Origin of the sequence: Sphingobium fluviale, from assembly GCF_004122115.1 — a bacterium.
Classification (GTDB): domain Bacteria; phylum Pseudomonadota; class Alphaproteobacteria; order Sphingomonadales; family Sphingomonadaceae; genus Sphingobium; species Sphingobium fluviale.
In genome coordinates this window covers 1-25,832 of sequence record NZ_SBKP01000019.1, presented here as the reverse complement: position 1 = coordinate 25,832, position 25,832 = coordinate 1, and the positions used below count along the sequence as shown (strand labels likewise).

Sequence of the window (25,832 nt, the reverse complement as noted above, 5' to 3'; positions counted from 1 at the left end):
CTTAATCGGGCTTTCGTGCCGCCTTTTCGGCGAGGCCGGAAAGCCCCTCGCGCCGCTCCAGCTCCGCGCGGATATCATCGAACGAGAGGCCCATATCGGCGAGCAGCACGGCAAGGTGAAAGATGAGGTCCGCGCCTTCCTTGATCACTTCGGCGCGATCATCCGCCATGGCGGCGATGACGGTTTCCACCGCTTCCTCGCCCAGCTTCTGCGCGATTTTGGCGCGGCCCTTCGCCGTCAGCTTGGCGACATAGCTCGACTCCGGGTCGGCCATGCGGCGGGCGCGGATGGTTTCCTCAAGGCGGTCAAGAGCGTCAGTCATGCCTCAAGCTCCTGCCACATCTGCCCCGCGATGGGCAAGCGCGACTATGATGCGGCTGCCCTATGGGCGGGCATCAGTCCGCCGCGACCGAACCCTTGGCCATATAGACACGGTTGCGGCCATGTTCCTTGGCGAGGTAAAGCGCCTGGTCCGCGGCTTTGAGGGCATCGCGCGGGTCGGGATAGGCGAAGGCATCCGCCACGCCGCCGGAGAAGCTGACCTGGTTCATGCGCTCGCCCGAATTGCGATCGACAAGGTTGCGCGAGGCGAGGTCCGCGCGGGTCTGGTCGACGATCTCGCAGGCTTCGGCGGCGGTCTTGCCACGGAACACCATCACGAACTCCTCGCCGCCGTGGCGCGCGACATGGCACTTCTCGCCCGAAATCTTGGCGAGCAATGAGCCGACGAACTTCAACACGCGGTCGCCGGTGTCATGGCCGTGGGTGTCGTTGATCTTCTTGAAATGGTCGATGTCGCAGAAGGCGACCGAGAGCGACTCGCCGTTGGCCTGCGCCAGCGTGACCTCTTCCTTGAGGCGCGCCTCGAACGCGCGGCGGTTGGGCAGGCCGGTAAGGTGATCCTGCTCGGCGGCCTTGCGCGCCTGCTCCAGATTCTGTTGCAGGGCGCGGGTCTTCTTCTGGCTCTCGCGCATTTCCGCCTCGATCTGGCGCGATTTCTCGACCATTGAGCGGGTGAGGCCGATGAGCGCGGAGACGACCTTTTCAGGCGAGGATTCGGCGCCCATGTCCTTCACCTTTGCCTGCAGCGCCTCGCCATAATCATTGGCGGAGGCCTGCGATTCGCTGGCGAGGGTGGTGAATCGGGTGAGGTCTTCCTCCACGGTAGAGAGCATGTTGCTCAGCCCCTCGGCGGTCATCTCGCCGGCGTGGCGCTCAGCGACGATCTGCTCCACTACCCCGTTGGTAAGCTGGCCCTTTTCGGAGAGGATGGCGCGTACAGCCTTTTCGATCTGGTGATCGTTGCCGGTCAGATAATCGAGCGCAAGGCCGAAGTTGACGACAGTGAGATCGAGATCATGCGCGAATATGAACGATCCCACATCGTTATACAGATCTCTGCGGCGATCCACTTCGCGGCTGGAGCCGTTTCGGCTCGCTTCACGTGCTCCAGTATCAGAGGAAAGCTCGCTGCTTTCTTCCTCTGCTGACTTGCCCTTGGCCCAGCGCGCAATGCGTGTGGTCAACCCGGTCTGTGCATTCATTTCTTTGCCCATCTACGTTCTAGTTTGCGGGGATGATAGGCATCAGAAGGCAAAATTTTGGTTAACTCGGCTCAAAATCCTGTGGTTTTCAGCGATTCTAGATGCCGTGGCTGACAAGCCAGTCATGAAAGATTTTGACTGCTCGGTTCTGTAAAGCCCGTGGCCTGCATACGAAATAGTAGCGATATGAGCTTTCGATCTCGAAATTCAAAACCTTTTCAAGGCGTTCGTCGTTGGAATGACTGAAATGGCTGGCCAGCATGGCAGCAATTCCCAGCCCCTGTGCAGCGGCTTCAAGCATCAATGGCCCAGAATCGAAGGTGTCAATTGCGGCTGGCTCAAGGTCTGGAATACCCAGCGCCTGTTTCCACTCCTCGAAGATGGTGGGCATGTCGCGGTGCATGAGAAGAGTATGATTGGCAAGATCTTCCGGCCTGTTCACCGGCTTTTCAAGCAGATGTGTTCGTCCGCCGACGAGAAACGCTGATTCGCGGCCCAGATCATGCACATAAAGCGAGGGATCTGGATCGCGGCTAAGAATGATCGCGGCGTCGATACCCTCCCCCAGCCGAGGGACAGGGTGCGGAGTAGTCTCAATATCGATGTGCAATAGCGGAAAAGCCTGCCTTAAATTCCCTAACATAGGCAATAATCGCTGCGACGCAAAAAGAGGCATAACAGCCAGGCGTAGCCTGAGCTGGTTGCCGCCACTGATGAGCTTGTCTACCGACACCGCGATAGAGTCGAGCGCAGGGGCAATATCGTTAAGCAGTGCTGTGCCATCAGCGTTGATCTCAAGCGCCTGGTGCTTGCGTTCGAACAGTGGGCGGCCGACATAACGCTCTAATGCCTGTATTCTGCGGCTTAACGCAGGTGTGGATAGCGCAAGCTCCTCAGCCGCCGCCTTGACAGAACCCAACCGGGCGACCTGTATAAATGCCTCAAGGGCAGTCAAAGGGGGCAGTCGCCGCATTTTTCCTCGTCACCATGCAGGATTGTCAGATGCAAACATGCCTTAAATGTTTGGGAACGACAACCAAAGATAGCTTGCACGCATGAAAGCTGTGGCTGGCATGGTTGCATATTTTGCAATCGGCGATAGTGAATTTCGCACTTGCAATAATTTTGCTGCGGATGCACAAAGAACCTGCCTTTCAGGCATCCTCTCCTAAAACTTTCCAGGGTCAGCTTCGGCTGGCCCTTTTTTTATCCTGGGAACGCAAGCCGGAAATTGGGCGTTTATTGCTGCGCCGTCGCGCGCTAGAGAACAGGCTCAGGCGCTGGCGGCATGTCCGCGCACTCACTGCTGAAGGTTTGCACCCGCTCTATGCACAGCATTGCAGAAAAACTCATTTTCTTCCGACAGTTTATGCGCCACCCCAAGATGATCGGCTCAGTGATCCCGACCTCAGCCGTTGTAATAGATGCGCTGCTTTCGCGTGTGGACTGGAAGCGCGCGAGTTTGTTCGTGGAGTATGGTCCAGGCATTGGCACATTTACCCGACCGATTCTGGAGCGCCTGCGCCCGGATGGGCGGTTGGTGGCGATCGATACCAACCCGGATTTCACGGCCTATCTGAGGCGCACGATCGATGATCCCCGACTGGAGGCGGTCAATGGATCTGCCGTGGATGTGGAAGATATATTAGGTACGCGACATGGAGGAGAACGGCCTGCGCATATTCTCTCCGGCCTGCCGCTTTCCACGCTGCCGCAGGGCGTGGCAGAGTTGATCATGGAGAGCGCGGCGCGTGCATTGCAGCCCGGTGGATCGATGCTGATTTACCAATATTCCAGCCGGTTCGTTCGCGCGCTCGATCCATTTTTTGCTGAGGTCAAAATGGACAGGATATGGCGCAACATCCCGCCCTGCGTAATTGCGGAGGCATGGGTGAACGCTGTATCAAAGTCAGCCGGGCAGGTTGAGGCGGCGGGTGATCTTGTAATCAAGGACGCCGACAAGAAGGTAGCTTAGCCACCCTTTTAGCAGCCGCAATGGCGTACGGCGGGCACGATGGATCGCGGGCGTAATGTGTTCGCTGTCGTTGGCGCACTCATCGATAAAGATGCGCATCTTGTCGGCAAAGCCCGCGTCCTCAATCCTGAGCATCATCTCCAGATTGAGGAACAGGCTCCGCATGTCGAAATTGGCGGAGCCGATATAAACCGCATCGTCTATCACCAGCAGCTTCATGTGCAGGCGGCAGGGCCGATATTCATAGATGGTGGCGCCGCCGCGCAGCAACGGCCCGTATAGCAGCCGGGCTGCCGCGATCGTGGTGGTGTTGTCAGACTTCGAAGCGAGGATCAGGCGCACTGCGCCGCGCCGCGCGACACGCTTCAAGCGCGCTATCATACTGTTTCCGGGTGAGAAATATGCAGCTATTACGTCTGCGCGCCGTGCGTGCTCAAGGTCGTGGCGCACAGACCGCGCCCACGGGCTGAGGCGGTAGGTCGGGCCGCCAATGAGCCACCGGAACTGTCCGCGCGCATCGCGCCACGCCATCACCATCGCGCGCAAATGCCTGAAGCGTTGGCGTGAGCTGGAAACCCAATGCCACAGCCCGTTATACCAGCGGGCGAGGGTTTCGACTTCCGGCCCCTCGATTCGCAGACCGAGGTCGTGCCAGCATTCGCCTTGGCGCTGGCCGAAATAGCTGTCTTCCACATTGAACCCGCCGATGATCGCGCGGGCATCGTCGGCAATCGCCATTTTCTGATGGTTGCGGATGAGTATTCGGGTCGACCAGCTTGCTCCGAACCAGCCCGTCTTGCCGCCTGCCCGCTCCAGTGAGTCGAAAAAGGATCGGCTGGTTTGAATACTGCCGAACCGATCGACCATAAGGGTCACATCTACGCCGCGCCGGGCTGCGCGAATTGCAGCGGCAAGAACGCGGCGACCGCTGGATTCCGATGCGAAGGAGTAATAATAGAGTTTCAGGCTTGATTGTGCATTGTTAATCAGTTCGATCAGCATTTCGAGGCAGCCCGGCCCATCGCCCCGCACATGAAGCGCGTTACCGGCTACCTCTTGATCGATATATTTGGGCGTCTGCGTGGCCACAGCACGAGAAGGGGTGTCTGCGTCGGCGTCCATAATACCCTCATCATGCCCCAAGCGGCGTATCGGCGCTATATTGTTCATTGCACCTCTCAATGCACAGGCCATAGCAGTGGTTCCGCCGGGTGGATGCAGGGAATTATTGACTCGCTGGTGCGCGGTTGCTAGTGGGCGCGCTCATTTTCATTCGTTCAGGAGGCCCGATGGCCCGCGTTACCGTCGAAGATTGCGTCGACAAGGTTCCCAACCGCTTTGATCTCGTCCTCCTCGCCGCGCAGCGCGCGCGCGAAATTTCGGGCGGTGCCGAGCTGACGGTGGACCGCGACCGCGATAAAAACCCGGTAGTGGCCCTACGCGAGATCGCGGAGGAAACCGTCCTGCCTGACGATCTGCATGACGCGCTGGTGGGTGACCTCCAGAAGGTGCGCATCGATGACGACGATATGCCGGACGAGATCGGCAATATCGCGCAGTCGGCAGAAGCGCTGCGCCTCACCGCGGCCGCTCCGCCGCGCAACCAGAATCTTGGTGGCGACTACGACTAAAACAAAAAAGCCGCCGTTTCCCTGAAAAGAGATAACAGGAGGGGAGGAAGGCCCGGATGCTCGAAAGAGCGCCGGGCCTTTTCCGTTGTGGAACTATCCGCTGTGGCTAGCGCTTATGATCTGACCCGCAACAGGAGATGATCATGGGAAAAGGCTGTTTGCTCTGGCTGATCGGAGTGTCGATCCCCGTTATCATCCTCTTGTATATCTTCTTTTTCAGATAGCTCAGTCCGCGAACGGATCGGTGACGAGGATCGTGTCGTCCCGCTGCGGCGATGTGGACACCAGCGCCACAGGGCATTCGATCAGTTCTTCCACCCGGCGGATATACTTGATCGCCTGTGCGGGTAGGTCGGCCCAGCTGCGCGCACCTGCCGTCGTTTCCTGCCAGCCGGGCATGCTCTCGTAGATCGGCTCTACCCGCGCCTGGTCCTGCGGATGCGGCGGCAAATAATCGAAACGTTTGCCATCCAGCATATAGCCGGTGCAGATCCGGATCTCCTCGAACCCGTCCAGAATATCGAGCTTGGTGAGCGCAATGCCGGTAATGCCCGATACGGCCGCTGACTGACGCACCAGAACGGCATCGAACCAGCCGCAGCGGCGCTGGCGCCCGGTGTTGGTGCCGAACTCGTGGCCGCGAAGCCCAAGCGTCTGGCCGATCTCGTTGTCCTGCTCGGTCGGGAATGGGCCGGAGCCGACGCGCGTGGTGTAAGCCTTGACGATGCCGAGCACAAAGCCCGCGCCCTTGGGGCCAAGGCCCGTGCCGGAGCTTGCAGTGCCTGCCACGGTGTTGGAGCTGGTGACGAACGGATAGGTGCCGTGGTCGACATCGAGCAGCACGCCCTGAGCGCCTTCGAACAATATGCGGTCGCCGCGCTTGCGCGCTTCGTTGAGCGTCACCCACACCGGCTTGGCATAGGGCAGCACGAAGGGGGCGATGTCCTTCAGATCCGCCAGCAGGCGCGCGCGGTCTACCGGCGGCTGACCGAAACCGGCGCGCAGCGCATCATGATGTGCGCAGAGGCGCTCAATTTGCGGCTCCAGCTCATCGAGATGCGCAAGATCGCAGATGCGGATCGCGCGGCGGCCGACCTTGTCCTCGTAGGCGGGGCCGATGCCGCGTCTTGTGGTGCCGATCTTGCCCGCGCCGGACGCATCCTCGCGCATGCCGTCAAGGTCGCGGTGGATGGGCAGGATCAGCGGAGCCGTCTCGGCCACATGCAGCACATCTGGCGTAATGCTCACGCCCTGTGCGGCGATTTTTGTCACCTCATCGCGGAAATGCCAGGGGTCAAACACCACGCCATTGCCGATGACCGAGAGCGTGCCGCGCACCACGCCGCTGGGAAGCAGCGCTAGCTTGTAGGTCTTGTCTCCGATGACAAGGGTATGCCCGGCATTGTGCCCGCCCTGAAAGCGCACGACACAGCTTGCCCGTTCGGCCAGCCAATCGACGATCTTGCCCTTGCCCTCATCGCCCCACTGGGCGCCGATCACGGTTACGTTGGCCATTGGATATAGGTCTCCACCCTGCCGGGGAGCACCCAGCGCGCCCTTCGACAGGACTCGGCACGCGGGCGGGAATCAGGTCAGGCTGCAGGCGCCTGAGGGTGCGGCGGCGGATTAGCTGCGTGGCCGTCGTGCGTCAAGCGGGCGTTCAGATTTGCGGTGATATGCGCGCCTTTGATAGCGAAGGGGAGGGGTTCCATGCGTTTCCTTGCTTTAGTCCTGATTGCGGCGATCGTTATTCCGCTTGGCACAGCGCCGATCGACGCGCGCGAGACCCTGCGCGAGCGATTGCGCGCGCGAATGGAGCAGAAGCTGGAGGAGCCGCCCGCCGAGGGGGTGATCGAGAAGAGCTATGGCTCCGATCCGTTGCAAAAGCTCGATTTCTGGAAGGCGTCCGCCGCCGATGCACCGCTTGTCATCTTTGTGCATGGTGGCGGTTGGAAGCGCGGTGACAAGCGGAACGCGACCGGTGCGGCCAAGGTGAACCACTGGCGCGCGCAGGGCTATGCCGTGGCCTCGCTCAACTATCGCCTCGTGCCTGCAAACAGCGTAGAGCAACAGGCGCAGGATGTGGCCGATGCGGTCGCGTGGCTGCGGCGCGAGGCGGGCAGTCTGGGTTTCGATTCCCGTCGCATCGTCCTCTCCGGGCATAGCGCAGGCGCGCATCTCGTGGCGCTGGTCGGCACGGATGGCCGCTATCTTGAGCAGGCCGGGCTGCGCCTTACCGACCTGCGCGGCGTGATCCCCATCGATGGCGCCGCTTATGATGTGCCTGCGCAGATGACGGAGGGGGCCAGCATTATGCGCAATACCTATGCGCAGGCCTTCGGGACCGATCTCGAACGCCAGCGGGCGCTCTCTCCCACACTGCACGCGGCGGCCCCCAATGCGCCGGCCTTCCTTATCCTCCATGTCGAGCGCGAGGATGGCGCCCGTCAGTCGAAGGCGCTGGCAGAGGCGCTTGGAAAAGCGGGCGTCGCTGTGACGCTAAAGGACTTTCCGGGCACCGGGTTGAAAGGACACATGGAGATCAACCGCTCGCTGGGCAAGCCGGACTATCCTGCCACGCCAGTTGTCGACCGCTGGCTTGCGGAGGTCTTTGCCACACGCTGACGGCGGTTAAATAGCTGCCACGGCTGAGACCGACTGCTCACAGGATTTCCGAGAGGAAATCCTTCATGGCCTGCCAGCTTCGCCGGTTGGTGTCGGGCTGAAAACCGAAGGTCTTGTTGGCATCCATCGGCATTTCGTCGGCAGTGAAGGCGTGGCCGGTGTGGCCATAGGACAGTATCTGCCAGTCAACATCGGCATCCGTCAGCTCCTTCGCCAGCCCATTCATCGCTTCCGGTGGGCAGAGCGGGTCGTTCCAGCCGTGGCAGACGAGCAGCTTTGCGGTCATGGTCGCATTGGGGAACGGCGGCGCGTCATATACGCCGTGGAACACTACGCCGCCCTTGATATCCGCACCCGCGCGGGCGAGATCGAGCACGCATTTGCCGCCGAGGCAAAATCCGATCGCGCCAAGGCGGCTGGTATCCACTCCGCGCAGTTTTTTCAGCTCCGCCAGCGCATCCAGCAAGCGGTCGCGCATGGCCGCACGGTCTGCGGTCAATTCCTGCATCAGTGCCGCTGAAGATTCCATGTCCGTGCCGCGCTTGCCCTGGCCATAATAATCGACGACCAGCACCTTGTAGCCCAGCATGGCCAGCACCTCGGCCTTGTCGAAGTCCCACTCCTTCGCGCCGAAAAAATTGGGGAAGAGCAGCAGGCCCGGCTGGCTATCTGCCGCGTCGTCAAACACCGCCATGGATTCGAAGGGCCCGCCGTGGCCAGTATGCAGATGGGTTTGCCGCTGGATTGCCATATCCGAATCTCCTGAGGAATTTGGGGTCGCAGCGGGGTTTTCCACAGATGGTCGCGCCGAGGCAAGTTGCATGTGGCAAATTTCCCGCTATGGAGGCGCGCATCCGCTTCATCCAACACAAGAGAGCCGATCCTCCCATGCCCACCCTCGTCCTTATCCGCCACGGCCAGTCCGCATGGAACCTCGAAAACCGCTTCACCGGCTGGTGGGATGTGGACGTGACCGAAAAGGGCGCGGAGGAAGCACGCGCGGCGGGCCGCCTGATGCGCGACAAGGGGCTGGATTTCGATTGCTGCTTCACGAGCGTGCAGACCCGCGCAATCAAGACGCTGAACCTCGCGCTGGAGGAGATGGGGCGGCTGTGGCTTCCGGTCGAGAAGGACTGGCATCTGAACGAGCGCCATTATGGCGGCCTCACCGGCCTCAATAAGGCAGAGACGGCGGCCAAGCATGGCGACGAACAGGTGCATATCTGGCGCCGCAGTTTTGACATCCCGCCGCCGCCGCTTGACGCCGGTAGCGAGTTCGATCTCTCCAAGGATCGCCGCTATGCGGGCATCGCTATCCCGGCGACCGAGAGCCTGAAGGACACTATCGCCCGCGTATTGCCCTATTGGGAGGGCCGCATCGCGCCGGAGCTGAAGGCAGGCAAGCGGGTGGTCATCTCCGCCCACGGCAACTCGCTGCGCGCGCTGGTGAAGCACCTCTCCAACATCCCGGACGACGAGATCACCAGCCTCGAAATCCCGACCGGCCAGCCGATAGTCTATGATCTGGATGACGCGCTCAATGCCACGGATCGCTATTATCTGAACGAGCGGTAGACGATAAGCTACGGAAAAGTGATCCTAATAGGATTAATAGGAATTTTCCTAAATACCACTTATAACCTATATGGTTATAAATAGCCTTTCAATGTTGGATATTATTTTTCACCGCAGGCGGATCAAGGAGATTCGCCATGACATACCATCGTCGCTCCCTGCCAAACAGCATTTCCCGCTTTTCCTACTATCTGCGCACCGGCCGGATTCTTCCGGAACCGAAAATTTTGGATGCTGGTGTCGACGCGCTGGTTGAAACCAAGTTCAACCCCTATCACGACCCGCGCAACGGACAGTTCACCTTCGCGCCGGGTGGACCAAAATCGCTGAGCCATGTCGTGACCTCTTATGGGCAACGATCAGGGCGACAGCGCGCCACATCTTTGTCATCAGAGTTTATCATCCAAAGCGATGGTGGGGAGCTTGCGAACGAGATCGTGGTAATTGGCCGTCGACAAAATGATGAGCCTTCCTATTCTTTAAAATCACCAACTATTAGAATATCTGGGTCTATAAAACGGCAGGTAGAACAGGTTGCTGTGGAATTCATGCGTCATACCGGCAAGAAAATGGTAGTTACGAGTGGCACGCGTTCTGCGCGTGAACAGGCCGCTGCGATGTATGACAAATTCGGAGCTGGCGCATCGGGTTCAGACTATTCTAACCGGCGAGCTCTCAGAGAAATAAAAGCTGCATATGTGACAGGAAGAATGGCCGGGCAAGACAGACACGGCACAATATTGGCTATGGAGCAGGTTATCGAGCGACAGATTAAAAATGGTGTCTATATTTCTCGCCATTTGATAGCACGGGCAATAGACATAAGGGTAAATGGCTTGGCCGCTGGGGAGAGGCAGGCATTGCATGATGCCGTTCGGAAGGCAGGTGGGAAAGTCCATCCAGAAGGGCGACCGCCGCATTTGCATGTGCAGTTCTAGGATTGGAACGCTTTACTATGCATTTCCTCAGACTCTTTGGCTTGGTTTCTGTGCTGACGACCCTATTCCCCCCTCTCGTTAGAGCCGGAAGTGCACCAAATTACCCATATAGCATGGCCTGTGATCCGCTTCAGTTTGCAGATGGCCAGAGTGTACACATAATACTTCCCAAGCCGCACGGGCGGTCAATGGTTATAAATACACCAGATGCCCGTTCTTTTTATATTGCGTGGGACAGCGGCACAAATCCCGAAGACAGTGGTCCGCCCGTGGCAGGCGGGACATTTGAAAAAATGCAAATGATGACTCTGGGCGCCGCTACCCAGGGTTATGATCCTGAAAGGAGACGATTGGGCCGTATATTCAACACGCCGGGTGATTATGAAATCATCGTGGGGGAATGGCTCGATGGCGATGAGGCGCCTTGGCAGGGCTATTGCAGGGTGCGCTACAGCACAAAAAAATAATCCTCGACTCCGTGTGCCACCCTCGCAATAAGAACAAAAGAAGCACAAGGCGGAGCAAGGGGGCAAGGCAACGTGATCGCCACGGTATCGACGGTCGCCTATCTGGGGCTGGAGGCGCGCGCCGTCGAGGTGCAGTGCCAGATGGTTGCGGGTTTGCCGAACCTCATCGTCGTGGGGCTGGCAGACAAGGCTGTGTCCGAGAGCAAGGAACGGGTGCGCAACGCGATTGCCGCCATTGGCCTCGCGCTGCCGCCCAAGCGGATCACGGTCAACCTCTCGCCCGCAGACCTGCCCAAGGAAGGCTCGCACTATGATCTGCCGATTGCGCTCGCTGTGCTGGGCGCGATGGGCGTGGTCGATTCCGAGGCGCTATCGCATTATGTCGTGGTGGGTGAGCTGGGGCTGGACGGGCGGATCGCGCCTTCGCCCGGAGTGCTGCTCGCCGCGCTGCATGCGGGCGGGCTGGACATGGGCCTCATCTGCCCTGCGGCGCAGGGAGCGGAGGCGGCGTGGGCTGGCAATGTCGAGGTCGTCGCCGCGCCTAGCTTGCTGGGGCTGATCAATCATATGAAAGGGCAGGGGGTGCTCCGCCCGCCCGAACCGGGGTCGGTGGAGGAAAGGGCATCCGGCCCTGACCTGCGGCAGGTCAAGGGGCAGGAGAGCGCCAAGCGCGCGCTGGAGCTCGCGGCGGCAGGCGGGCACAACCTTTTGATGAGCGGGCCGCCGGGGGCCGGCAAATCGCTGATGGCGGCGTGTATGCCGGGCATATTGCCGGATCTGACGCCCGCAGAGGCGCTGGAAGTCTCGATGGTTGCCAGCGTGGCGGGAACGCTGGAAGGCGGACGGATGACGCGCGCCCGGCCGTTCCGTGCGCCGCATCACAGCGCGTCGATGGCGGCGCTCGTCGGCGGCGGGCTGAAGGCGAAACCGGGTGAGGTCAGCCTCGCGCATCTGGGTGTGCTGTTTCTCGACGAGCTGCCGGAGTTTCAACGCGCGGTGCTCGACAGCCTGCGCCAGCCGCTCGAAACCGGCACGGTGACGATTGCGCGGGCGAACAGTCATGTCACCTTCCCTGCGCGGGTTCAGCTGGTAGCGGCGATGAACCCGTGCCGCTGCGGCCATCTGGCTGATGCGGCGCTCGCTTGTTCGCGCGCGCCGCGCTGCGCGGCGGACTATCAGGGCAGGCTCTCCGGCCCGCTGCTCGACAGGATCGATTTGCATGTCGATGTCGCGGCGGTAAGCGCGGCGGACCTGAGCCTGCCGCCGCCTGCGGAAGGATCGACCGAAGTTGCTGCGCGGGTGGCGCGGGCGCGGGCAGTGCAGACGGCGCGTTTTGCATCACATGGCATCCGCACCAACGCCGAGGCGGATGGCGAGGTTCTGGAAGCAGTCGCGACGCCTGACGAGCCGGGGCAGCGCTTGCTGGAGCAAGCAGCGGCGGCGATGCGCCTCTCTGCCCGCGGCTATACGCGGGTGCTGCGGGTGGCGCGTACAATCGCGGATCTTGCCGGAGCGACAGGCGTTACCCGACACCACATCGCTGAGGCCTTGGCCTATCGTCGGGCCGCTCCGATGCGGTGATCACGTATCGTATCAGGAGGCATGGCTATTCCTGTTCCTGTGCATGATCGGTATCACTATGGTGGAAACGATGCTCGGCCTCGGTGATACGCGCGAATGAGCCTTTCGCAGCGGGTGGATCTGGATCTTCGTACTGTAGTGGTTAAACCTTAAGCCGATGCGCCGTCGCCGCTCACAAGCTTCAGCTCAGCGCTACCCGGCATTGAGGCTGAGGTGGTGGCGGCGGCTGAGCCTGCCCCGCGACGATGGGTGAAGCGTCCGTCAACCTGGCTGCCCGGTGCAACGGTGATGCTTTCATAGGTCACGTCTCCGGCAATGCGCGCGCTTGCCTCTATCACCAGCTCTCCCACGGTGATCGCGCCCTCAATGTGGCCGGCTAGGCGGGCGGACTGCGCGGTAATGCTGCCCTTGATGCGGCTATCCCCGCCTTGCACCAGCGATGCGCAGGCGATGTCGCCCTCAACCTGTCCATCAATATGCAGATCCGCGCCGGCGCGAATATCGCCCGTCACCGCCACATCGGCGCCAAGGATGGAGAAGGTGCCCTTACCGCTCACGGCCATTCTAGAGTGTGGCTGAGCGGACGCGGGTGATGCGTTGTTTGGCGATTTGCTGGACTTGGAGAACATCTTGCCGAACCTCCAGAAAGCGTGCTGGGTTGATGGGGTTGCCGTTGACGCGGACTTCAAAATGCAGGTGTGTGCCGGTTGAGCGCCCGGTGGAACCCATACGGGCTATCACATCGCCAAGTGCCACTTGCGCGCCAGGCCGTACGCCAAAACGAGACAAGTGGGCATAGCGGGTGAGGATGCCGTGGCCGTGATCGATCTCGACCACATTGCCATAGCCAGGCCGCCCGCCAACATAGACGACGCGGCCTCCGGCGGCGGCGAGGATTGGCTGGCCATAGCTGCCAGGAAAATCGACACCCGCGTGGAAGGCTGCCTGACCGTTGAACGGATCGCGCCGATAGCCATAAGAGCTGGTGAGAACCGGGCTGGTGGTTGGGCGGCCCGATGGGATAGCGGCCAGCCCCTGCTCCAGCGCATTAAGGCGAGCGAATGAGCGCGCAAGCGCTGTAAGAGCGGCGTCATCAGGTGCATCGGTGGCCGGCCACGGGACGAATGGACCGCCCTTCCCGGTGCGCGCACCACTGGCGATCTGCGCCGGGTTGAGGCCAAAACTGCGGATAGCGGCCTCTGCCTTGGCCGCGCGCGCATCGATCAGCACGGCGAGGCGACGGGCAAACCGGCTCTGGCGACCCTCAATGGCGCGCAGCTTCTCAACCGCCGAGGCGGGAGACGCAGGCGCCGGGGAACTGGCTGCGGGAGCGACGAGACTCAGCTTTTTGGGTGCAGATGGCTCTGGCGCGGACGGCGTCGTCGTGGTCTGGTCCTTGCCTACAACCGATGCTGGGTCGGCGCCCGGACCAAACTGGCTGCGCACTATGTCGTCCAGAGCGTTCTGGCGTCGGTCGAGATCGGCAGCGATATCGTTGACGGAACGCTTGAAGAAATTGACGCGGCGGGCCTCGGCGGCGATGGCTTTGGCCTGGGCATCCATCGCGGACTGTTCGTCTGCAACGCGCGCCTGATTAAACAGCATGGCCGCAGTGGCTGCGAGCCAGAGCAGCGCAATCGCAACGACCAGCGACGCTACGGAGACCTGCACCGTGCGGCTGATGCGCAAAAAACGCACTTCGCCCCCGCTACGGAAGAACACTTCCTTGTCCGCAAAAATCCTGCCCAGCCGCTCCCGCATTACCCGAAGGCGGCTCATGCTGACACTGTTCAAGGCGACCCCGTTATTGCTGTTGCGACCCCGCTGGCCGAGTGCGTGCGCCTATCAAACGTGCGCGCGGGAATCGAATCCGCGGCGGGGAGTCAGGGCGGATAGGTCGAATCATGCGACGAGTCGAGCGATCGAGGACGGATCGCACCTAGTTTCTGTAAAGCATTATGTTGGCACACAGCCGCGACTCGGAAAAAGTGCCAGGCCAGAAAATCACCGCCGAGCGGCGAACCAGGGTGTCATGCGCGTGATGGCTTCCTGAACCTCGGCGGTGGACACAGCGAAGCTGAAGCGCATGAAGCCGCGCCCGTTCACGGGGTCGAAATCGATCCCCGGCGCGGTGGCGACGCCGGTGTCTTCCAACAGCTGTGCGCAGAAGGCGAGGCTATCGTCGGTCAGGTGGCGGATGTCGGCATAGATATAGAATGCGCCATCGGGCGGCGCGATACGATCAAGGCCGAGTGCGGGCAGAGCGTCGAGCATCAGCGCCCGGTTTGCGCGATAGGTTTCGACATGGCCTTCCAGCTCTTCTGCGCAATCAAACGCCACCAGCCCGGCGTGCTGCGCGAGTGAGGGCGGAGTGAGGAACAGGTTGCCCATCAATGCGCGCGTGGTTGCGGCATATCCCTCCGGCACGATCAGCCAGCCCAGCCGCCATCCGGCCATGCTGTAATATTTGGAGAAGCTGTTGACGATGAAGGCGTTGTCGCTGTGCCTCAGCGCGCTTTGCAAAGGGCCGACATAGCTCAGGCCGTGATAGATTTCGTCGGAGATGACGGTGATGGCCCGTTCTGCGCAAAGGCGGAGGATTGCTTCCATCTCCGCCTGCGGGATCACCGAGCCGGTCGGGTTTGCCGGGCTGGACAGGATCACGCCATCGGGCGCGGGGTCTAATGCTTCGAGGGCGGCGGCGGTAAGCTGAAAATGCGTGTCCGCGCCGCAGTCGATCTCCACCGGCTCCATGTAAAGGCCGCGCGTGACGTTGCGATAGGCGACATAGCCGGGGCGGGCGATAGCTATGCGCGCTCCCGGCTCGAACAGGGTCGTGAGCGCCAGCACCAGCGCGGGCGAGGCGCCGTTGGTGAGGAAAATGCGCTCCGGGTCGACCGCGCACTGATGATGCTCGGCGTAATAGCGCGCAATGCGCTCTTTAAGCGGCTGGCTCTCCCAATAACCCATCGGGTCATGATCCAGAACCCGGTGCGCAGCGGCGATGGCGGCGGCGGGGGCGCCGGTGGAGGGCTGGCCGAACTCCATGTGGATGATCGAGCGGCCCTGTGCCTTCAACTCATGCGCGCGGCGGCTGATCGCGATCGCGTGGAAAGGCTCGATCGTGCGGCTCAGCCCTCATCCCCCATGCGCAGCGCGGCTATGAATGCTTCCTGCGGGATCTGGACCGAGCCATATTCCCGCATCCGCTTCTTGCCTTCTTTCTGCTTGTCGAGCAGCTTTTTCTTGCGGCTGATGTCGCCGCCATAGCATTTGGCGGTCACGTCCTTGCGCATCGCGGCGATGGTCTCGCGCGCGATCACCTTGCCACCTATGGCCGCCTGAATCGGGATTTTGAACAGGTGGCGGGGGATGAGGTCTTTCAGCCGCTCGCACATATGCCGCCCGCGCGCTTCCGCCGCGCCGCGATGCACGATCATGGAAAGCGCATCGACCGGCTCGTTGTTCACAAGGATGCCCATCTTCACCAGATCGCCCTCGCGCGTGCCGATCTGGTGATAATCAAAGCTGGCATAGCCGCGCGATATGGACTTGAGGCGATCATAGAAATCGAACACCACCTCATTCAAGGGCAGCTCATAAGTGATCTGCGCGCGCCCGCCGACATAAGTGAGGTTTTTCTGGATGCCGCGCCGGTCCTGACAGAGCTTGAGCAGGCTGCCCAAATATTCGTCCGGCACATAGATCGTCGCCTCGATCCACGGTTCCTCGATCATGTCGATATGGTTCGGGTCCGGCATGTCCGCGGGGTTGTGCAGCTGAAGGATCTCGCCCTTCTGCATGTGGATGTCATACACCACCGACGGCGCAGTGGTGATGAGGTCGAGGTCATATTCCCGGCTCAGGCGCTCCTGGATGATCTCCAGATGCAGCAGGCCGAGGAAGCCGCAGCGGAAGCCGAAGCCCAGAGCAGCGGAAGTTTCCATCTCGAAGCTGAAAGACGCATCGTTAAGACGCAGCTTGCTGATGCTGTCGCGCAGCTTTTCAAAGTCATTTGCGTCGACCGGGAACAAGCCGCAGAACACCACCGGCTGCACCTCTTTGAAGCCGGGGAGGGGCTTTGCCGCGCCGTTCTTCACCGTGGTGATGGTGTCACCCACGCGTGTCTGGCTGATGTCCTTGATCTGCGCGGTGATGAAGCCGATCTCGCCCGCTGCGATCTCGGGCAGTTGCTCGATCTTGGGCCGCATACAGCCGACGCGGTCGATCAGATGCTCGGTGCCGCCGATCATGAACTTGATCTGCTGGCCCTTTTTGATGACGCCGTTCATCACGCGCACGAGGATGACCACGCCCAGATAGGGATCATACCAGCTATCGACCAGCATCGCCTCCAGCGGTGCATCGCGGTCGCCCTTGGGCGGCGGAATCTTGGCGACAATGGCCTCCAGTATGTCATCGATGCCGATGCCCGATTTCGCGGACGCCAGCACCGCCTCGGACGCATCAAGGCCGATCACTTCCTCGATTTCCGCGCGGACCTTTTCCGGTTCGGCGGCGGGCAGGTCTATCTTGTTGATGACGGGAACGATCTCGTGATCATGCTCGATCGACTGATATACGTTGGCGAGCGTCTGCGCCTCCACGCCCTGCGCGGCATCCACCACCAGCAGCGCGCCTTCGCATGCGGCAAGGCTGCGTGAGACTTCATAGGCGAAATCGACATGGCCGGGCGTGTCCATGAGGTTCAGCTCATAGGTCTGGCCATCCTTCGCGGTATAATCAAGGCGCACCGTCTGCGCCTTGATGGTGATGCCGCGCTCTTTCTCGATATCCATATTATCGAGCACCTGCGCGGTCATTTCTCGGTCCGTAAGCCCGCCACAACGCTGGATCAGCCTGTCCGCCAGAGTGGACTTGCCGTGGTCGATATGCGCGATGATGCTGAAATTGCGGATAAGCGAGAGGTCTGTCATGGAGCGCGCGAATAGCAGGGGCGGGGCGCGCTGTCACGCCCTGCGGCATCATGGTGAACATGCTTGAGATTCCGCGCTTGTGTGATAGAGATCAACGCCGCAAAGGGTCCGCGGTCATCCCGCTAGCCTGACGGGTGCGCCGGCCTGCACCTGTCGCACGTCGATCGCCTGCGCAAACTGGACGCCCATTCTGTCATCGACCGACCAGCGCGTAACCGCGCTCACGGTCATTCCCTCCGCGATCTCGATGGAGAAGTTGGTTTCCGGGGGGACGTTCCACAGGCCCTCGATCATCGCGCCACCGGCAGAGATATTGCGCACGCGGCCGACATAGCGCTGGCCCTGATGATGGATCGCGACTGAGCGCAGCATGGACTGGCGGGGTGGACGGCTCGACTTGAAGCCGGAAGGCTGCGCTGTCGTGCCCATCTCTGCGAAGCGCATATTGATCTCTTCGCGCGAGCTGCCCTTGCCATATATGAAGCCTTGGATCTGAGAGACGCCAAGCGAGCGCAACAGCTCCAGCTCGTCATGCGTCTCAACACCCTCGGCGGTGGTATCCATACCCAGCGCATTGGCGAGGCTGACGATAGAGGTGATGATGGCTGCGTTGCGGTTGCCTGCCATCGCGGCGCCCCGCACAAAGCTCTGGTCGATCTTGATCTTGTCGAACGGTGCTTTCTTGAGATAGCCTAGCGAGGAATAGCCGGTGCCGAAATCATCGAGTGCGAGGCGCACGCCCAGTGATTTCAGTTGGGCGAACATTCTGTCGGTCTTTTCGCCCTCATTGATGAAGCAGCTTTCGGTGATCTCCAGCTCCAACCGCTGTGGGGCGAGGCCGGAAGAGGCAAGCGCGTTCATCACAATGCCGGGCAGGGCGGGGCTTGAGAACTGGATGGGCGAGACATTGACGGCGATGCGCGTTGTACTTGGCCATTGTGCGGCTGCGGCGCAGGCCGTGCGGAGCACCCACTCGCCCAAAATGCCGATCAAGCCTGCTTCCTCGGCTATCGGCACGAATATGGTCGGCGAGACAGGCCCACGCTCAGGGTGGTTCCAGCGCAGCAGTGTCTCGAAACCCACAACTTGGCCGGACTGGCTACTGACGAGCGGCTGATAGACCAGATGCAGCGCATTGTCCGCCAGCGCGGTGCGCAGGTCTTCCTCAAGCCGGCGACGGTCCTCCGCCTCGGCGTGCATATCTGACGAATAGAAACGATGAACGCCCCGGCCTGCGTCCTTTGCGGCATAGAGCGCGAGATCAGCATTGCGCACCAGCGCATCGGCGGTGCTGCCATCATCCGGGCAGACGGCGATGCCGACCGAGGCGCCGATGACGACCTGTGTGCCCTCAATGATATAGGGCTGAGAGAGAGCGGCGATGATTGCGTCGGCCAGCACGGCGAGCTTGGGCCGGTCCGCGCGGCCGGGCAGAACGACCTTGAATTCGTCTCCGCCCAGGCGCCCCACCATGCCGCGCTCTCCCACCACATGCTTCAGGCGGCGGCTGACCTCGCGCAGCAGGGCGTCGCCCGCCGGATGTCCCATGGTGTCGTTGACGTTCTTGAAGCGATCGAGATCGAGGAGGAACAGCGCACATTCACCAGCGCCTCCGCGAGCATCGACTACTGCCTGCTCCAGCGCGCGCTGCATCTGTAGGCGGTTGGCGAGGCCGGTGAGCGAATCGAACTCTGCAAGGCGTGTGACCTCGGCCTGACTGCGCTTCATCTCGGTAAGGTCTGAGCCACTGCCGCGGAAACCTTGAAACTGGCCAAACTCGTTGACTGCCGGATGGCCGGATAGCGCCCACCAGCGTTCGTCCCCTTGCGTGGCCGCGCGCACCGCGACATCGCTGAAAGAGCTGCGCGAAGAGAGGTGATAGCCAAGCGTGCGGTTGCCCTCATGCTCGTCTGCCGCACCCATGTTGACGAGATCGGTGAGTTTCCTGCCGATCAGCGCGCCTTTTTCCGCACCGAGCGAGCGCTCCAGCGTGGGCGAGATATAGGCGAGCGCACCGCTGCGGTCTGTTTCCCAGAACCAGCCGCGGCCTGATTCCTCATAATCGTGGAGCAGCATTTCCGCGCGCTGATTGCGCTTGGTATTCGCCTGCTCGGAATAGCGGCGCGCGCTCTCGTACCGCGCCTGTAGCACCATAGACCCGCCAACGGCGAGCAGCAGGACGCCGATGAGAATATCGCGGCCCGGCATCGAGAGACTGAGCGTGCAAAGGGCCAGACCCACGCAATAGACAAAGCCCGGCGCACGGACATGGCCAAAAATACTCAGCGCGATCAGCGCCAGTGTCACCTGCCCGGCAAAAGGTGTGAACAGGCCGCCAGGAATCTGTTTGGGCAACGCGTTGAACCATAGACCGGTTAAGAGCGCTGTAGCAAACGACAGCGCGCAAATGAGCCACATCTGATACTGCGGCTTCAGCCTTATCGCTAGACGCCCTCCAGGCAGCAGCCACAGACACAGGCTGCACAGCATGGCCAGGCCCAGCGGCACGAGCTGTGACAGCTCGCCCATGTTCCCGACCAGTGCCGTCCGCCCTGCGCCGACAATGATGCAAATCTGCGCCATTATGAACAGCGGCCATGCGCGGGATACCGCGCGCATCCCTTGCATCGCCCATTCCGGCGAGGTGCCATCCGCGTTGTCAGCCAGCCCCAATGACGCGAGGATAGCTGGCGAGTCGATGTTGGTGTCGCTATGTTTGATTCTGGTTCGCGCGATCGTCATGCCTGATCCATTGCCGGGAAACATTTACCATCCGGTTTATTGCGGCATGCGGAGCAGTCTCCAGCACATGATTTTACATCTTGCGGCAGGCGTGAGTGATTCCCGCTTGCGGTGCCGCCAACACGCGATAGCATGGCGCAAACATAATCACGCGGGGGCATCGGATGCGGCATATAGCGATCATCGGGTCAGGGCCGGCGGGCTATTATACCGCGGAGGCATGCCGGAATATCTTCGGCGATGGCGCGCGGGTGGATATTATCGACAGGTTGCCGGTTCCTTTTGGCCTCATTCGTACCGGGGTGGCGCCGGATCATCAGTCGATCAAGGCTGTGGCCAAGCGCTATGAGGCCGTCGCGCTGACAGACACGGTGCGCTTTGTCGGCAATGTATCGATAGGGCAGGACGTCAGCATCGCGGAGCTGCAATCGCTGTATGACGCGGTGGTGATCGCGACCGGCGCGCCGCATGATCGCAAGCTGGAAATCCCCGGCGCAGACCTGCCCGGCGTGGTGGGCAGTGCGGCGTTCGTGGGCTGGTATAACGGCCACCCGGATTATGCGCGGCTCAATCCTTCATTGCACGGCATCCATGCGGTGGTAATCGGCAACGGCAATGTCGCGCTCGATGTTGCGCGCATACTCTCCAAGACCCCAGAGGAATTTGCGGGCAGCGATATCGTCGCCCATGCGCGCGAAGCGCTGGCGCAATCGCATATCCGCCATGTCACCCTGCTTGGGCGGCGCGGGCCGCATCAGATCGCGATGACGCCCAAGGAACTGGGCGAGCTGGGCAAGCTGGAGCGCGCCGCTCCCCGCGTCGACCCTGCGGACCTTCCCGAAGCCGGGGCAGATGCGCTGCTGGAGCCGGGCATGCGCAAGTCCGTCACGCTGCTGAGGGAGTTCGCCGCCAACCCGGTGGCGAAGCCTGTGACGATCGACTTTGATTTCTTCGCCATGCCGGTCGCGATCGAGGGCGAGGGGCATGCGCAGCGGGTAATCGTGGAGCGTACGGCGCTGGACGAGCGCTGCAACAGCCATGGCACCGGCGAGCGTTACAGTATCGATGCGTCACTGGTCATCAGTTGCATCGGCTATCAGACGCCCGCCATTGACGGCGTGCCTTATGAGCATGGGCGCGGCCGCTTTGCGAGCGACGAAGGGCGGATTTTGCCGGGTCTCTATTGCGTCGGCTGGGCAAGGCGCGGGCCAAGCGGCACGATTGGCACCAACAAGCCAGATGGTGTGATGATAGCCGACAAGATCGCGGCGGACATCGGCGAAGGCGCGGGCAAGGCCGGGCGGCAGGGACTGGATGCGCTGCTGGCCCAGCGCAATGTCGATGTCGTCACCTTCCGCGACTGGCAGAATATCGACACGGCTGAGATTGCGCGTGCCTTGCCGGGCAATCCGCGAGAGAAGTTCACCGACATTTCCGAGATGGTGCGCGCCGCCACCGGGAGATGACCGGCGCACTTCACGCGCATCCCCCAAGGATTTCCTAAGATTTTCGGGCTATGGGGAGCTATGGATATGGCCTCTCTCCCCCTTGCGAACCGCGTCGCCGGCGCTCCCGCCATTGCGGAGTGGCACTTGCTCGCGGCGCATGCGGCGGAGCCTAACCCCTTCTATCATCCGGCAATTCTTGTTCCTGCGCTCCGCCATCTGGAGGGTGCGGCTGATGTGCGGATCATCGAGGCGCGGAACAAGGACGGTGCGCTGACCGGTTTGATGCCGGTGGTGCCGAAGGCGCATCACGCGCGCTATCGCGTGCAAAACAGCACGAACTGGATGCACGGACAGTGCTTTTTTGGCGCGCCGCTGATGCAGGCTGGGGCGGAGGCGCAGGCATGGTCAGAGATATTGGCCGTGCTCGATGCAGCAGGCTGGGCGGGGCACTTCCTGCATTTCGACGGGCTGGACGCAGACGGGCCGGTAGCCACAGCACTGGAGCGGCTCTGTGCCACGCAAGGGCGGGGCTGCAAGCGCATTGCCAGTCATGAGCGCGCGATGCTGCGTTCTTCGCTCGATGCCGATGCCTATTGGGAAACGCATGTCCGCGCAAAAAAGCGCAAGGAGATCCGGCGGCTCATCAACCGGCTGGCGGAGCTTGGACATGTGACGCACCGTCGTCTCGCCAACGAAGACGACGCATCGCAATGGGCTGAAGACTTCATCGCGCTGGAAGGCGCGGGCTGGAAGGGCGCGGAGGGCACCGCGCTCGGCAATGCGCGCGAGACCCGCGCTTTTTTTCGCGATGCCATTGCCAATGCCGCGCAGGACGGCCTGCTCGATATGTTGCGGATCGATGTCGACGCAGCACCCATCGCGATGCTTGTCAACTTCCGGCTCGGGCGCGGCGCGTTCAGCTACAAGATTGCCTTTGACGAGAAATTTGCCCGCTTCTCGCCGGGCATCTTGATCGAGATCGACAATATGCGCGCGGCACTGGCCGACTCAAGCCTCGATTGGTCGGATAGTTGCGCGGCGCCGAACCACCCTATGATCGACGGCATCTGGGCGGAGCGGCGGCGCATTGTGCAGTATCGTGTGGCGCTGAAGGGGCGGGGCTTGCAGCGCCTCACCCGCCGCGCGGCCTTCGCAGGCATCGGCATAGTGGAAGACAGTATCAGTTCGATGAAAGGAAGACGGCCATGAGCCTTCATCAACCTATCAACGAGGGCAAAGCCGCGCCCTTCGCCTTTGATGAGGCGGCGCGCGCCGCTTTTGGGGCGGCTTACCCCGACCGGCACACGCATCTGCATCACCGGCTGGCGGAGCATCCGCTGCTCAGCCTCACCGCGCTGGCGCAGCTGGCGGAGCGCATGCCTGCGGACCGGGTGGAATATAATCGTGGCGACCTGCCGCTTGGTATCCGGCCGGAGGATACCCCCGCCAATGGCCTGACGCTGGGCGAAACCATCCGCACGATCGATAGCAACGGCAGCTGGGCGGTGCTCAAAAATGTCGAGCGCGACCCCGCCTATGGCGCGCTGCTCGATGCCGCGCTGGAGGATCTGCGCCCCCTGGTCGAGGCGCAGACCGGGCCGATGCTCCACCGCGAAGCGTTCATCTTCCTCACCTCGCCGGGCAGCATCACGCCATTTCACATGGACCCGGAGCACAACATCCTGCTCCAGATCCGCTCTGACAAGACGATGCATGTCTTCCCAACGCATGACGCGGAAACCGTGCCGCCCAGACAGGCCGAGAGCTTCGCGCGCGGCGGGCATCGCAACCTTGTGTGGGAGGATCGGTTCATGAACCGGGCGAGCGCGGTGCATCTTGCGCCGGGTGAGGCGGTGCTGATGCCGGTTAAGGCGCCGCATTTCGTGAAGAACGGCGATGGCGTTTCGGTCAGCTTCTCGATCACATGGCGCTCTGAGCGCAGCGTGGCGGAGGGCGAGCTGCACAGCCTCAACGCCCGTCTTCGCGCGCGCGGATTGCCGCTCGTGAAGGTCGGGCGCAAGCCGGAGCGGCAGTGGATCGGCCGGGCGCTGTTCCGGCTGGTGAACCGGCTAGGCTGGGCGGTTTAACTTTATCCGCGGCATGTGTGACGGGGGCGATTGATTGGGCAATCCCTAAAAAATGTGGGCATAGATGGTGCAAGTATAGATGGTGCAAGTGAAGTCTGCATCGTACCGTTCAGAGTTTTGTGTAAAATCCGCGTCACAATCATGCTCTGCAGTTTTCGCAATATTCTCTCCATATATCAATGGATTTATTAAAGGCATCGTCGATTCCTTTCAGAAATAAATCTGCAGAAACAGACATTTTTCTTTTTGAAGATCGGATTGAATATACGTCAGTGACCATTTCCGGATACGCAATCTCCCTAGCGATAAGGTGGTCATATTCACCCATCATGCTGGATACAGGAAGTAATGTAACCCAGTCGCTGATCTTTACCAGATCGATAATGGCCGGGATCATTTCGATTTCGATGGATCGGCTTATTGGGATTGATTCAGCCTGAATATATCGATCCAGAATACTACGGAGCGGGTAGTGTGACGGCACAATCAGTTTGAGAGGAGCTATCTCAGCCAAATTGATACGACCCGGTGGCAATTCCGTGTTGTTTCGCGAGGCAATTAGAACAATCGGTTCAATAGCGATCCGGCTGATGATGAGCCGATCATCGGTCGGCGGAGCAAGTGTAATAGAAAAATCAACCTCGCCACGAATCGTAAGATCAACTAGTCTATGCGGGAAAATCTCAATTATACTCAGATCAACCTCAGGATATTCCTCCAAAAAACGGGGAATAAATGTGAAAAACATGGATTTTGCAACTCTGGGCGGCAAAGCGACGCGTAGAGGTCTGCGATTATCCGATATCTCTCCGGAAACAGCCTTGCGCGCCGCTTCGAGGTCTACCAGCACTTTTTGCAGGCTAACATAGAGGCCGTGCGCCGCAGTTGTAGGGGTAACGCCTGCGGCGCTACGTTGAAAAAGAATTGTCTTGAGATCCGTTTCCAGGTTACGGATCGCGACGCTTATGCTGGGCTGGGCGGTGTTCAGCCGCGCTGCTGCCTTGTTGATGCTGCCCTCTTCGTAAACAGCACAGAATGCCTTGATGAGCCGAAAGTCCATAAGGCTAAATTATGAGCAGGTAATTTACTTCGCGCTACCTGTTTCTAGCGGATTGGAACTGGGCGGGGCTGCCAGACTGGCTATGACAAGCAATGAGCTTATATATCAAACATATACCCGCTATACATTTATGTTGTCTTCCAGGTCTGACATGGGCGCCTCTTAATGCTCTGAGCTTGCGGTACACGGTGGCCGCATTCCATCATCCTTTGTCGACAGGGCCTGACCACATGATGAATCTGATAACAGTTCCGACTTCTACCGGTGGCGCAGTAGGCGGCTGGCGGCATCCCGATGCTTGGCGCGATACAGTGATGAACCTCGATCATATGATTTCGTGCGCTAAGACAGCCGAGCGAGGGAAGTTCGACTGCGTCTTTTTTGCTGACGGAAATGGTGTCCGTGACATAAGTAATCCCGTCCTTTTTGAAGCACTAAGGGACCGGGCGGTTAGCTTTGAACCCGTAACGCTGCTTGCTGCGCTGGCGCAGCACACACAAGATATAGGCCTGGTAGCAACTGTGACCACCACCTATGAAGAGCCTTACACTGTTGCACGTAAATTCGGGTCTTTGGATCATTTGAGCAAAGGCCGCGCGGGATGGAATATCGTCACCACAGCTAGGCCGGGCGATGCCAGGAACTTTGGTCGAGACAAACATATGCCGCGTGAGGAACGTTATCCGCGCGCGGATGAATTTCTCGACGTGGTAAAGGGCTTGTGGGATAGTTGGGCAAGCGATGCATTTGTACAAAACCGTGAGACAGGACAATATCTGGACAGTACCCGTGTCCACACCCTCAACCATGAAGGCCGGTATCTCAAGGTTAAGGGGCCGTTGAATGTTTCGCGGCTCCCACAGGGATATCCGGTCATGTTTTCAGCTGGCCAATCGGAACTTGGACGTGAACAAGCCGCTAAACATGCAGATTGCCTGTTCGCGATTACCCCCTCCAAGGAAGACGGCATTGCTCTAATGGAGGATGTTAAAGGCCGGTTGTCAAAATATGGCCGTAGCCCAGAAGCATTCAAGATCATTCCGGGAAGCGGCGTTTTCGTTGGCCGAACTGCTGAGGAAGCAGATGAATATCATGAGTGTTGATTTTCATTGAGAGTTGACCCGGTGTGGGGAGTAATTTCCACTGAGAAGTGACCCATGTTTGAACGCTTCCCTGTCTTTGGTGATCAGGGGATATTGGAGTGTTGGACATGGCGTTATTG

General features: G+C 60.5%; 23 protein-coding genes. 11 read left to right on the top strand and 12 right to left on the bottom strand.

The features are described 5' to 3' along the window. Position 1: 1 nt before the first annotated feature. The 3 genes from EQG66_RS13875 to EQG66_RS13865 form a co-directional block, all read right to left on the bottom strand. Positions 2 to 322 carry a phosphoribosyl-ATP diphosphatase gene (locus EQG66_RS13875; RefSeq protein ID WP_129405150.1) on the bottom strand — a complete coding sequence of 107 codons (321 nt, stop codon included), beginning with the start codon at positions 320 to 322 and terminating at the stop codon, positions 2 to 4. Positions 323 to 395: 73 nt separating this feature from the next. Beyond that, entirely contained in the window at positions 396 to 1,556 is a 1,161-nt protein-coding gene (locus tag EQG66_RS13870) for a GGDEF domain-containing protein (RefSeq protein WP_129405149.1), read from the bottom strand. A gap of 85 nt (positions 1,557 to 1,641) precedes the next feature. Beyond that, the gene (locus EQG66_RS13865; protein ID WP_129405148.1) at positions 1,642 to 2,517 is read right to left on the bottom strand and encodes a LysR substrate-binding domain-containing protein; all 876 of its coding nucleotides are present in this window, start codon (positions 2,515 to 2,517) and stop codon (positions 1,642 to 1,644) included. Positions 2,518 to 2,832: 315 nt separating this feature from the next. Between EQG66_RS13865 and EQG66_RS13860 the strand changes: the two genes are divergently transcribed. Then, the gene (locus EQG66_RS13860) at positions 2,833 to 3,519 is read left to right on the top strand and encodes a class I SAM-dependent methyltransferase (RefSeq protein WP_129405147.1); all 687 of its coding nucleotides are present in this window, start codon (positions 2,833 to 2,835) and stop codon (positions 3,517 to 3,519) included. Here the strand turns inward: EQG66_RS13860 and EQG66_RS13855 are convergent. Continuing rightward, complete coding sequence (locus EQG66_RS13855; protein ID WP_245988105.1) at positions 3,454 to 4,689, bottom strand: phospholipase D-like domain-containing protein; 1,236 nt, start codon at positions 4,687 to 4,689, stop codon at positions 3,454 to 3,456. The two genes, EQG66_RS13860 and EQG66_RS13855, sit on opposite strands and share 66 nt — an antisense overlap. Positions 4,690 to 4,808: 119 nt before the next feature. On the opposite strand from EQG66_RS13855, the gene rpoZ reads away from it, so the two are divergent. Further along, entirely contained in the window at positions 4,809 to 5,150 is a 342-nt protein-coding gene (gene rpoZ, locus EQG66_RS13850; protein WP_129405146.1) for a DNA-directed RNA polymerase subunit omega, read from the top strand. A gap of 225 nt (positions 5,151 to 5,375) precedes the next feature. Here the strand turns inward: rpoZ and EQG66_RS13845 are convergent, their stop codons facing one another. Further along, complete coding sequence (locus EQG66_RS13845; protein ID WP_129405145.1) at positions 5,376 to 6,665, bottom strand: adenylosuccinate synthase; 1,290 nt, start codon at positions 6,663 to 6,665, stop codon at positions 5,376 to 5,378. 195 nt (positions 6,666 to 6,860) lie between these two features. Between EQG66_RS13845 and EQG66_RS13840 the strand changes: the two genes are divergently transcribed. Next, positions 6,861 to 7,775, top strand: a complete 915-nt coding sequence (locus EQG66_RS13840) for an alpha/beta hydrolase (RefSeq protein ID WP_129405144.1) — start codon at positions 6,861 to 6,863, stop codon at positions 7,773 to 7,775. A gap of 37 nt (positions 7,776 to 7,812) precedes the next feature. Here EQG66_RS13840 and EQG66_RS13835 read toward each other — a convergent pair whose 3' ends face one another. After that, a complete protein-coding gene (locus EQG66_RS13835) occupies positions 7,813 to 8,526 on the bottom strand; it encodes a dienelactone hydrolase family protein (protein WP_129405143.1) in 714 nt (237 codons plus the stop codon). 137 nt (positions 8,527 to 8,663) lie between these two features. Here EQG66_RS13835 and gpmA point away from each other — a divergent pair, with 137 nt between their 5' ends. The 4 genes from gpmA (at position 8,664) to EQG66_RS13815 (ending at position 12,336) form a co-directional block, all read left to right on the top strand. Continuing rightward, a complete protein-coding gene (gene gpmA, locus EQG66_RS13830; protein WP_129405142.1) occupies positions 8,664 to 9,350 on the top strand; it encodes a 2,3-diphosphoglycerate-dependent phosphoglycerate mutase in 687 nt (228 codons plus the stop codon). Positions 9,351 to 9,487: 137 nt separating this feature from the next. Further along, positions 9,488 to 10,288 (top strand): hypothetical protein, encoded by an 801-nt coding sequence (locus EQG66_RS13825; protein ID WP_129405141.1) that lies wholly within the window; start codon positions 9,488 to 9,490, stop codon positions 10,286 to 10,288. A 188-nt stretch (positions 10,289 to 10,476) separates the two neighbouring features. Beyond that, the gene (locus EQG66_RS13820) at positions 10,477 to 10,755 is read left to right on the top strand and encodes a hypothetical protein (RefSeq protein WP_129405140.1); all 279 of its coding nucleotides are present in this window, start codon (positions 10,477 to 10,479) and stop codon (positions 10,753 to 10,755) included. Between the two features lie 72 nt (positions 10,756 to 10,827). Continuing rightward, entirely contained in the window at positions 10,828 to 12,336 is a 1,509-nt protein-coding gene (locus tag EQG66_RS13815; protein ID WP_129405139.1) for a YifB family Mg chelatase-like AAA ATPase, read from the top strand. 149 nt (positions 12,337 to 12,485) lie between these two features. On the opposite strand, the gene EQG66_RS13810 is transcribed toward EQG66_RS13815, so the two are convergent. The 5 genes from EQG66_RS13810 to EQG66_RS13790 form a co-directional block, all read right to left on the bottom strand. After that, the gene (locus EQG66_RS13810) at positions 12,486 to 12,899 is read right to left on the bottom strand and encodes a bactofilin family protein (RefSeq protein WP_245988104.1); all 414 of its coding nucleotides are present in this window, start codon (positions 12,897 to 12,899) and stop codon (positions 12,486 to 12,488) included. Position 12,900: 1 nt separating this feature from the next. Then, complete coding sequence (locus EQG66_RS13805; protein WP_181951816.1) at positions 12,901 to 14,115, bottom strand: M23 family metallopeptidase; 1,215 nt, start codon at positions 14,113 to 14,115, stop codon at positions 12,901 to 12,903. A gap of 225 nt (positions 14,116 to 14,340) precedes the next feature. Further along, positions 14,341 to 15,471: an aminotransferase class I/II-fold pyridoxal phosphate-dependent enzyme gene (locus EQG66_RS13800; protein WP_129405137.1), complete on the bottom strand. Its 1,131-nt coding sequence runs from the start codon at positions 15,469 to 15,471 to the stop codon at positions 14,341 to 14,343. After that, positions 15,468 to 17,273: a translation elongation factor 4 gene (gene lepA / locus EQG66_RS13795; RefSeq protein WP_129405136.1), complete on the bottom strand. Its 1,806-nt coding sequence runs from the start codon at positions 17,271 to 17,273 to the stop codon at positions 15,468 to 15,470. Before lepA ends, EQG66_RS13800 begins: the two co-directional genes overlap by 4 nt. 114 nt (positions 17,274 to 17,387) lie before the next feature. After that, positions 17,388 to 20,015, bottom strand: a complete 2,628-nt coding sequence (locus EQG66_RS13790) for an EAL domain-containing protein (RefSeq protein WP_129405135.1) — start codon at positions 20,013 to 20,015, stop codon at positions 17,388 to 17,390. Between the two features lie 164 nt (positions 20,016 to 20,179). Between EQG66_RS13790 and EQG66_RS13785 the strand changes: the two genes are divergently transcribed. From EQG66_RS13785 to EQG66_RS13775, 3 genes are all read left to right on the top strand, one after another. Beyond that, positions 20,180 to 21,481, top strand: coding sequence for an FAD-dependent oxidoreductase (locus tag EQG66_RS13785; protein ID WP_129405134.1), 1,302 nt, complete (start codon positions 20,180 to 20,182; stop codon positions 21,479 to 21,481). A gap of 66 nt (positions 21,482 to 21,547) precedes the next feature. Beyond that, entirely contained in the window at positions 21,548 to 22,672 is a 1,125-nt protein-coding gene (locus tag EQG66_RS13780) for a GNAT family N-acetyltransferase (protein WP_245988103.1), read from the top strand. Continuing rightward, the gene (locus EQG66_RS13775) at positions 22,669 to 23,550 is read left to right on the top strand and encodes a cupin-like domain-containing protein (RefSeq protein WP_129405132.1); all 882 of its coding nucleotides are present in this window, start codon (positions 22,669 to 22,671) and stop codon (positions 23,548 to 23,550) included. Before EQG66_RS13780 ends, EQG66_RS13775 begins: the two co-directional genes overlap by 4 nt. Positions 23,551 to 23,689: 139 nt before the next feature. On the opposite strand, the gene EQG66_RS13770 is transcribed toward EQG66_RS13775, so the two are convergent. Further along, positions 23,690 to 24,610, bottom strand: coding sequence for a LysR family transcriptional regulator (locus EQG66_RS13770; protein ID WP_129405131.1), 921 nt, complete (start codon positions 24,608 to 24,610; stop codon positions 23,690 to 23,692). A gap of 230 nt (positions 24,611 to 24,840) precedes the next feature. Between EQG66_RS13770 and EQG66_RS13765 the strand changes: the two genes are divergently transcribed. Then, positions 24,841 to 25,713, top strand: coding sequence for an NtaA/DmoA family FMN-dependent monooxygenase (locus EQG66_RS13765; protein WP_164975692.1), 873 nt, complete (start codon positions 24,841 to 24,843; stop codon positions 25,711 to 25,713). Positions 25,714 to 25,832 lie beyond the last annotated feature (119 nt).

What these genes read in the sequence shown, in the direction of transcription:
- EQG66_RS13875 (WP_129405150.1), bottom strand. Translation starts at nt 322, where the DNA reads ATGACTGACGCTCTTGACCGCCTTGAGGAAACCATCCGCGCCCGCCGC.
- EQG66_RS13870 (WP_129405149.1), bottom strand. Translation starts at nt 1,556, where the DNA reads ATGGGCAAAGAAATGAATGCACAGACCGGGTTGACCACACGCATTGCG.
- EQG66_RS13865 (WP_129405148.1), bottom strand. Translation starts at nt 2,517, where the DNA reads ATGCGGCGACTGCCCCCTTTGACTGCCCTTGAGGCATTTATACAGGTC.
- EQG66_RS13860 (WP_129405147.1), top strand. Translation starts at nt 2,833, where the DNA reads ATGTCCGCGCACTCACTGCTGAAGGTTTGCACCCGCTCTATGCACAGC.
- EQG66_RS13855 (WP_245988105.1), bottom strand. Translation starts at nt 4,689, where the DNA reads ATGAACAATATAGCGCCGATACGCCGCTTGGGGCATGATGAGGGTATT.
- rpoZ (WP_129405146.1), top strand. Translation starts at nt 4,809, where the DNA reads ATGGCCCGCGTTACCGTCGAAGATTGCGTCGACAAGGTTCCCAACCGC.
- EQG66_RS13845 (WP_129405145.1), bottom strand. Translation starts at nt 6,665, where the DNA reads ATGGCCAACGTAACCGTGATCGGCGCCCAGTGGGGCGATGAGGGCAAG.
- EQG66_RS13840 (WP_129405144.1), top strand. Translation starts at nt 6,861, where the DNA reads ATGCGTTTCCTTGCTTTAGTCCTGATTGCGGCGATCGTTATTCCGCTT.
- EQG66_RS13835 (WP_129405143.1), bottom strand. Translation starts at nt 8,526, where the DNA reads ATGGCAATCCAGCGGCAAACCCATCTGCATACTGGCCACGGCGGGCCC.
- gpmA (WP_129405142.1), top strand. Translation starts at nt 8,664, where the DNA reads ATGCCCACCCTCGTCCTTATCCGCCACGGCCAGTCCGCATGGAACCTC.
- EQG66_RS13825 (WP_129405141.1), top strand. Translation starts at nt 9,488, where the DNA reads ATGACATACCATCGTCGCTCCCTGCCAAACAGCATTTCCCGCTTTTCC.
- EQG66_RS13820 (WP_129405140.1), top strand. Translation starts at nt 10,477, where the DNA reads ATGGTTATAAATACACCAGATGCCCGTTCTTTTTATATTGCGTGGGAC.
- EQG66_RS13810 (WP_245988104.1), bottom strand. Translation starts at nt 12,899, where the DNA reads ATGGCCGTGAGCGGTAAGGGCACCTTCTCCATCCTTGGCGCCGATGTG.
- EQG66_RS13805 (WP_181951816.1), bottom strand. Translation starts at nt 14,115, where the DNA reads ATGAGCCGCCTTCGGGTAATGCGGGAGCGGCTGGGCAGGATTTTTGCG.
- lepA (WP_129405136.1), bottom strand. Translation starts at nt 17,273, where the DNA reads ATGACAGACCTCTCGCTTATCCGCAATTTCAGCATCATCGCGCATATC.
- EQG66_RS13790 (WP_129405135.1), bottom strand. Translation starts at nt 20,015, where the DNA reads ATGACGATCGCGCGAACCAGAATCAAACATAGCGACACCAACATCGAC.
- EQG66_RS13785 (WP_129405134.1), top strand. Translation starts at nt 20,180, where the DNA reads ATGCGGCATATAGCGATCATCGGGTCAGGGCCGGCGGGCTATTATACC.
- EQG66_RS13780 (WP_245988103.1), top strand. Translation starts at nt 21,548, where the DNA reads ATGGCCTCTCTCCCCCTTGCGAACCGCGTCGCCGGCGCTCCCGCCATT.
- EQG66_RS13775 (WP_129405132.1), top strand. Translation starts at nt 22,669, where the DNA reads ATGAGCCTTCATCAACCTATCAACGAGGGCAAAGCCGCGCCCTTCGCC.
- EQG66_RS13770 (WP_129405131.1), bottom strand. Translation starts at nt 24,610, where the DNA reads ATGGACTTTCGGCTCATCAAGGCATTCTGTGCTGTTTACGAAGAGGGC.
- EQG66_RS13765 (WP_164975692.1), top strand. Translation starts at nt 24,841, where the DNA reads ATGATGAATCTGATAACAGTTCCGACTTCTACCGGTGGCGCAGTAGGC.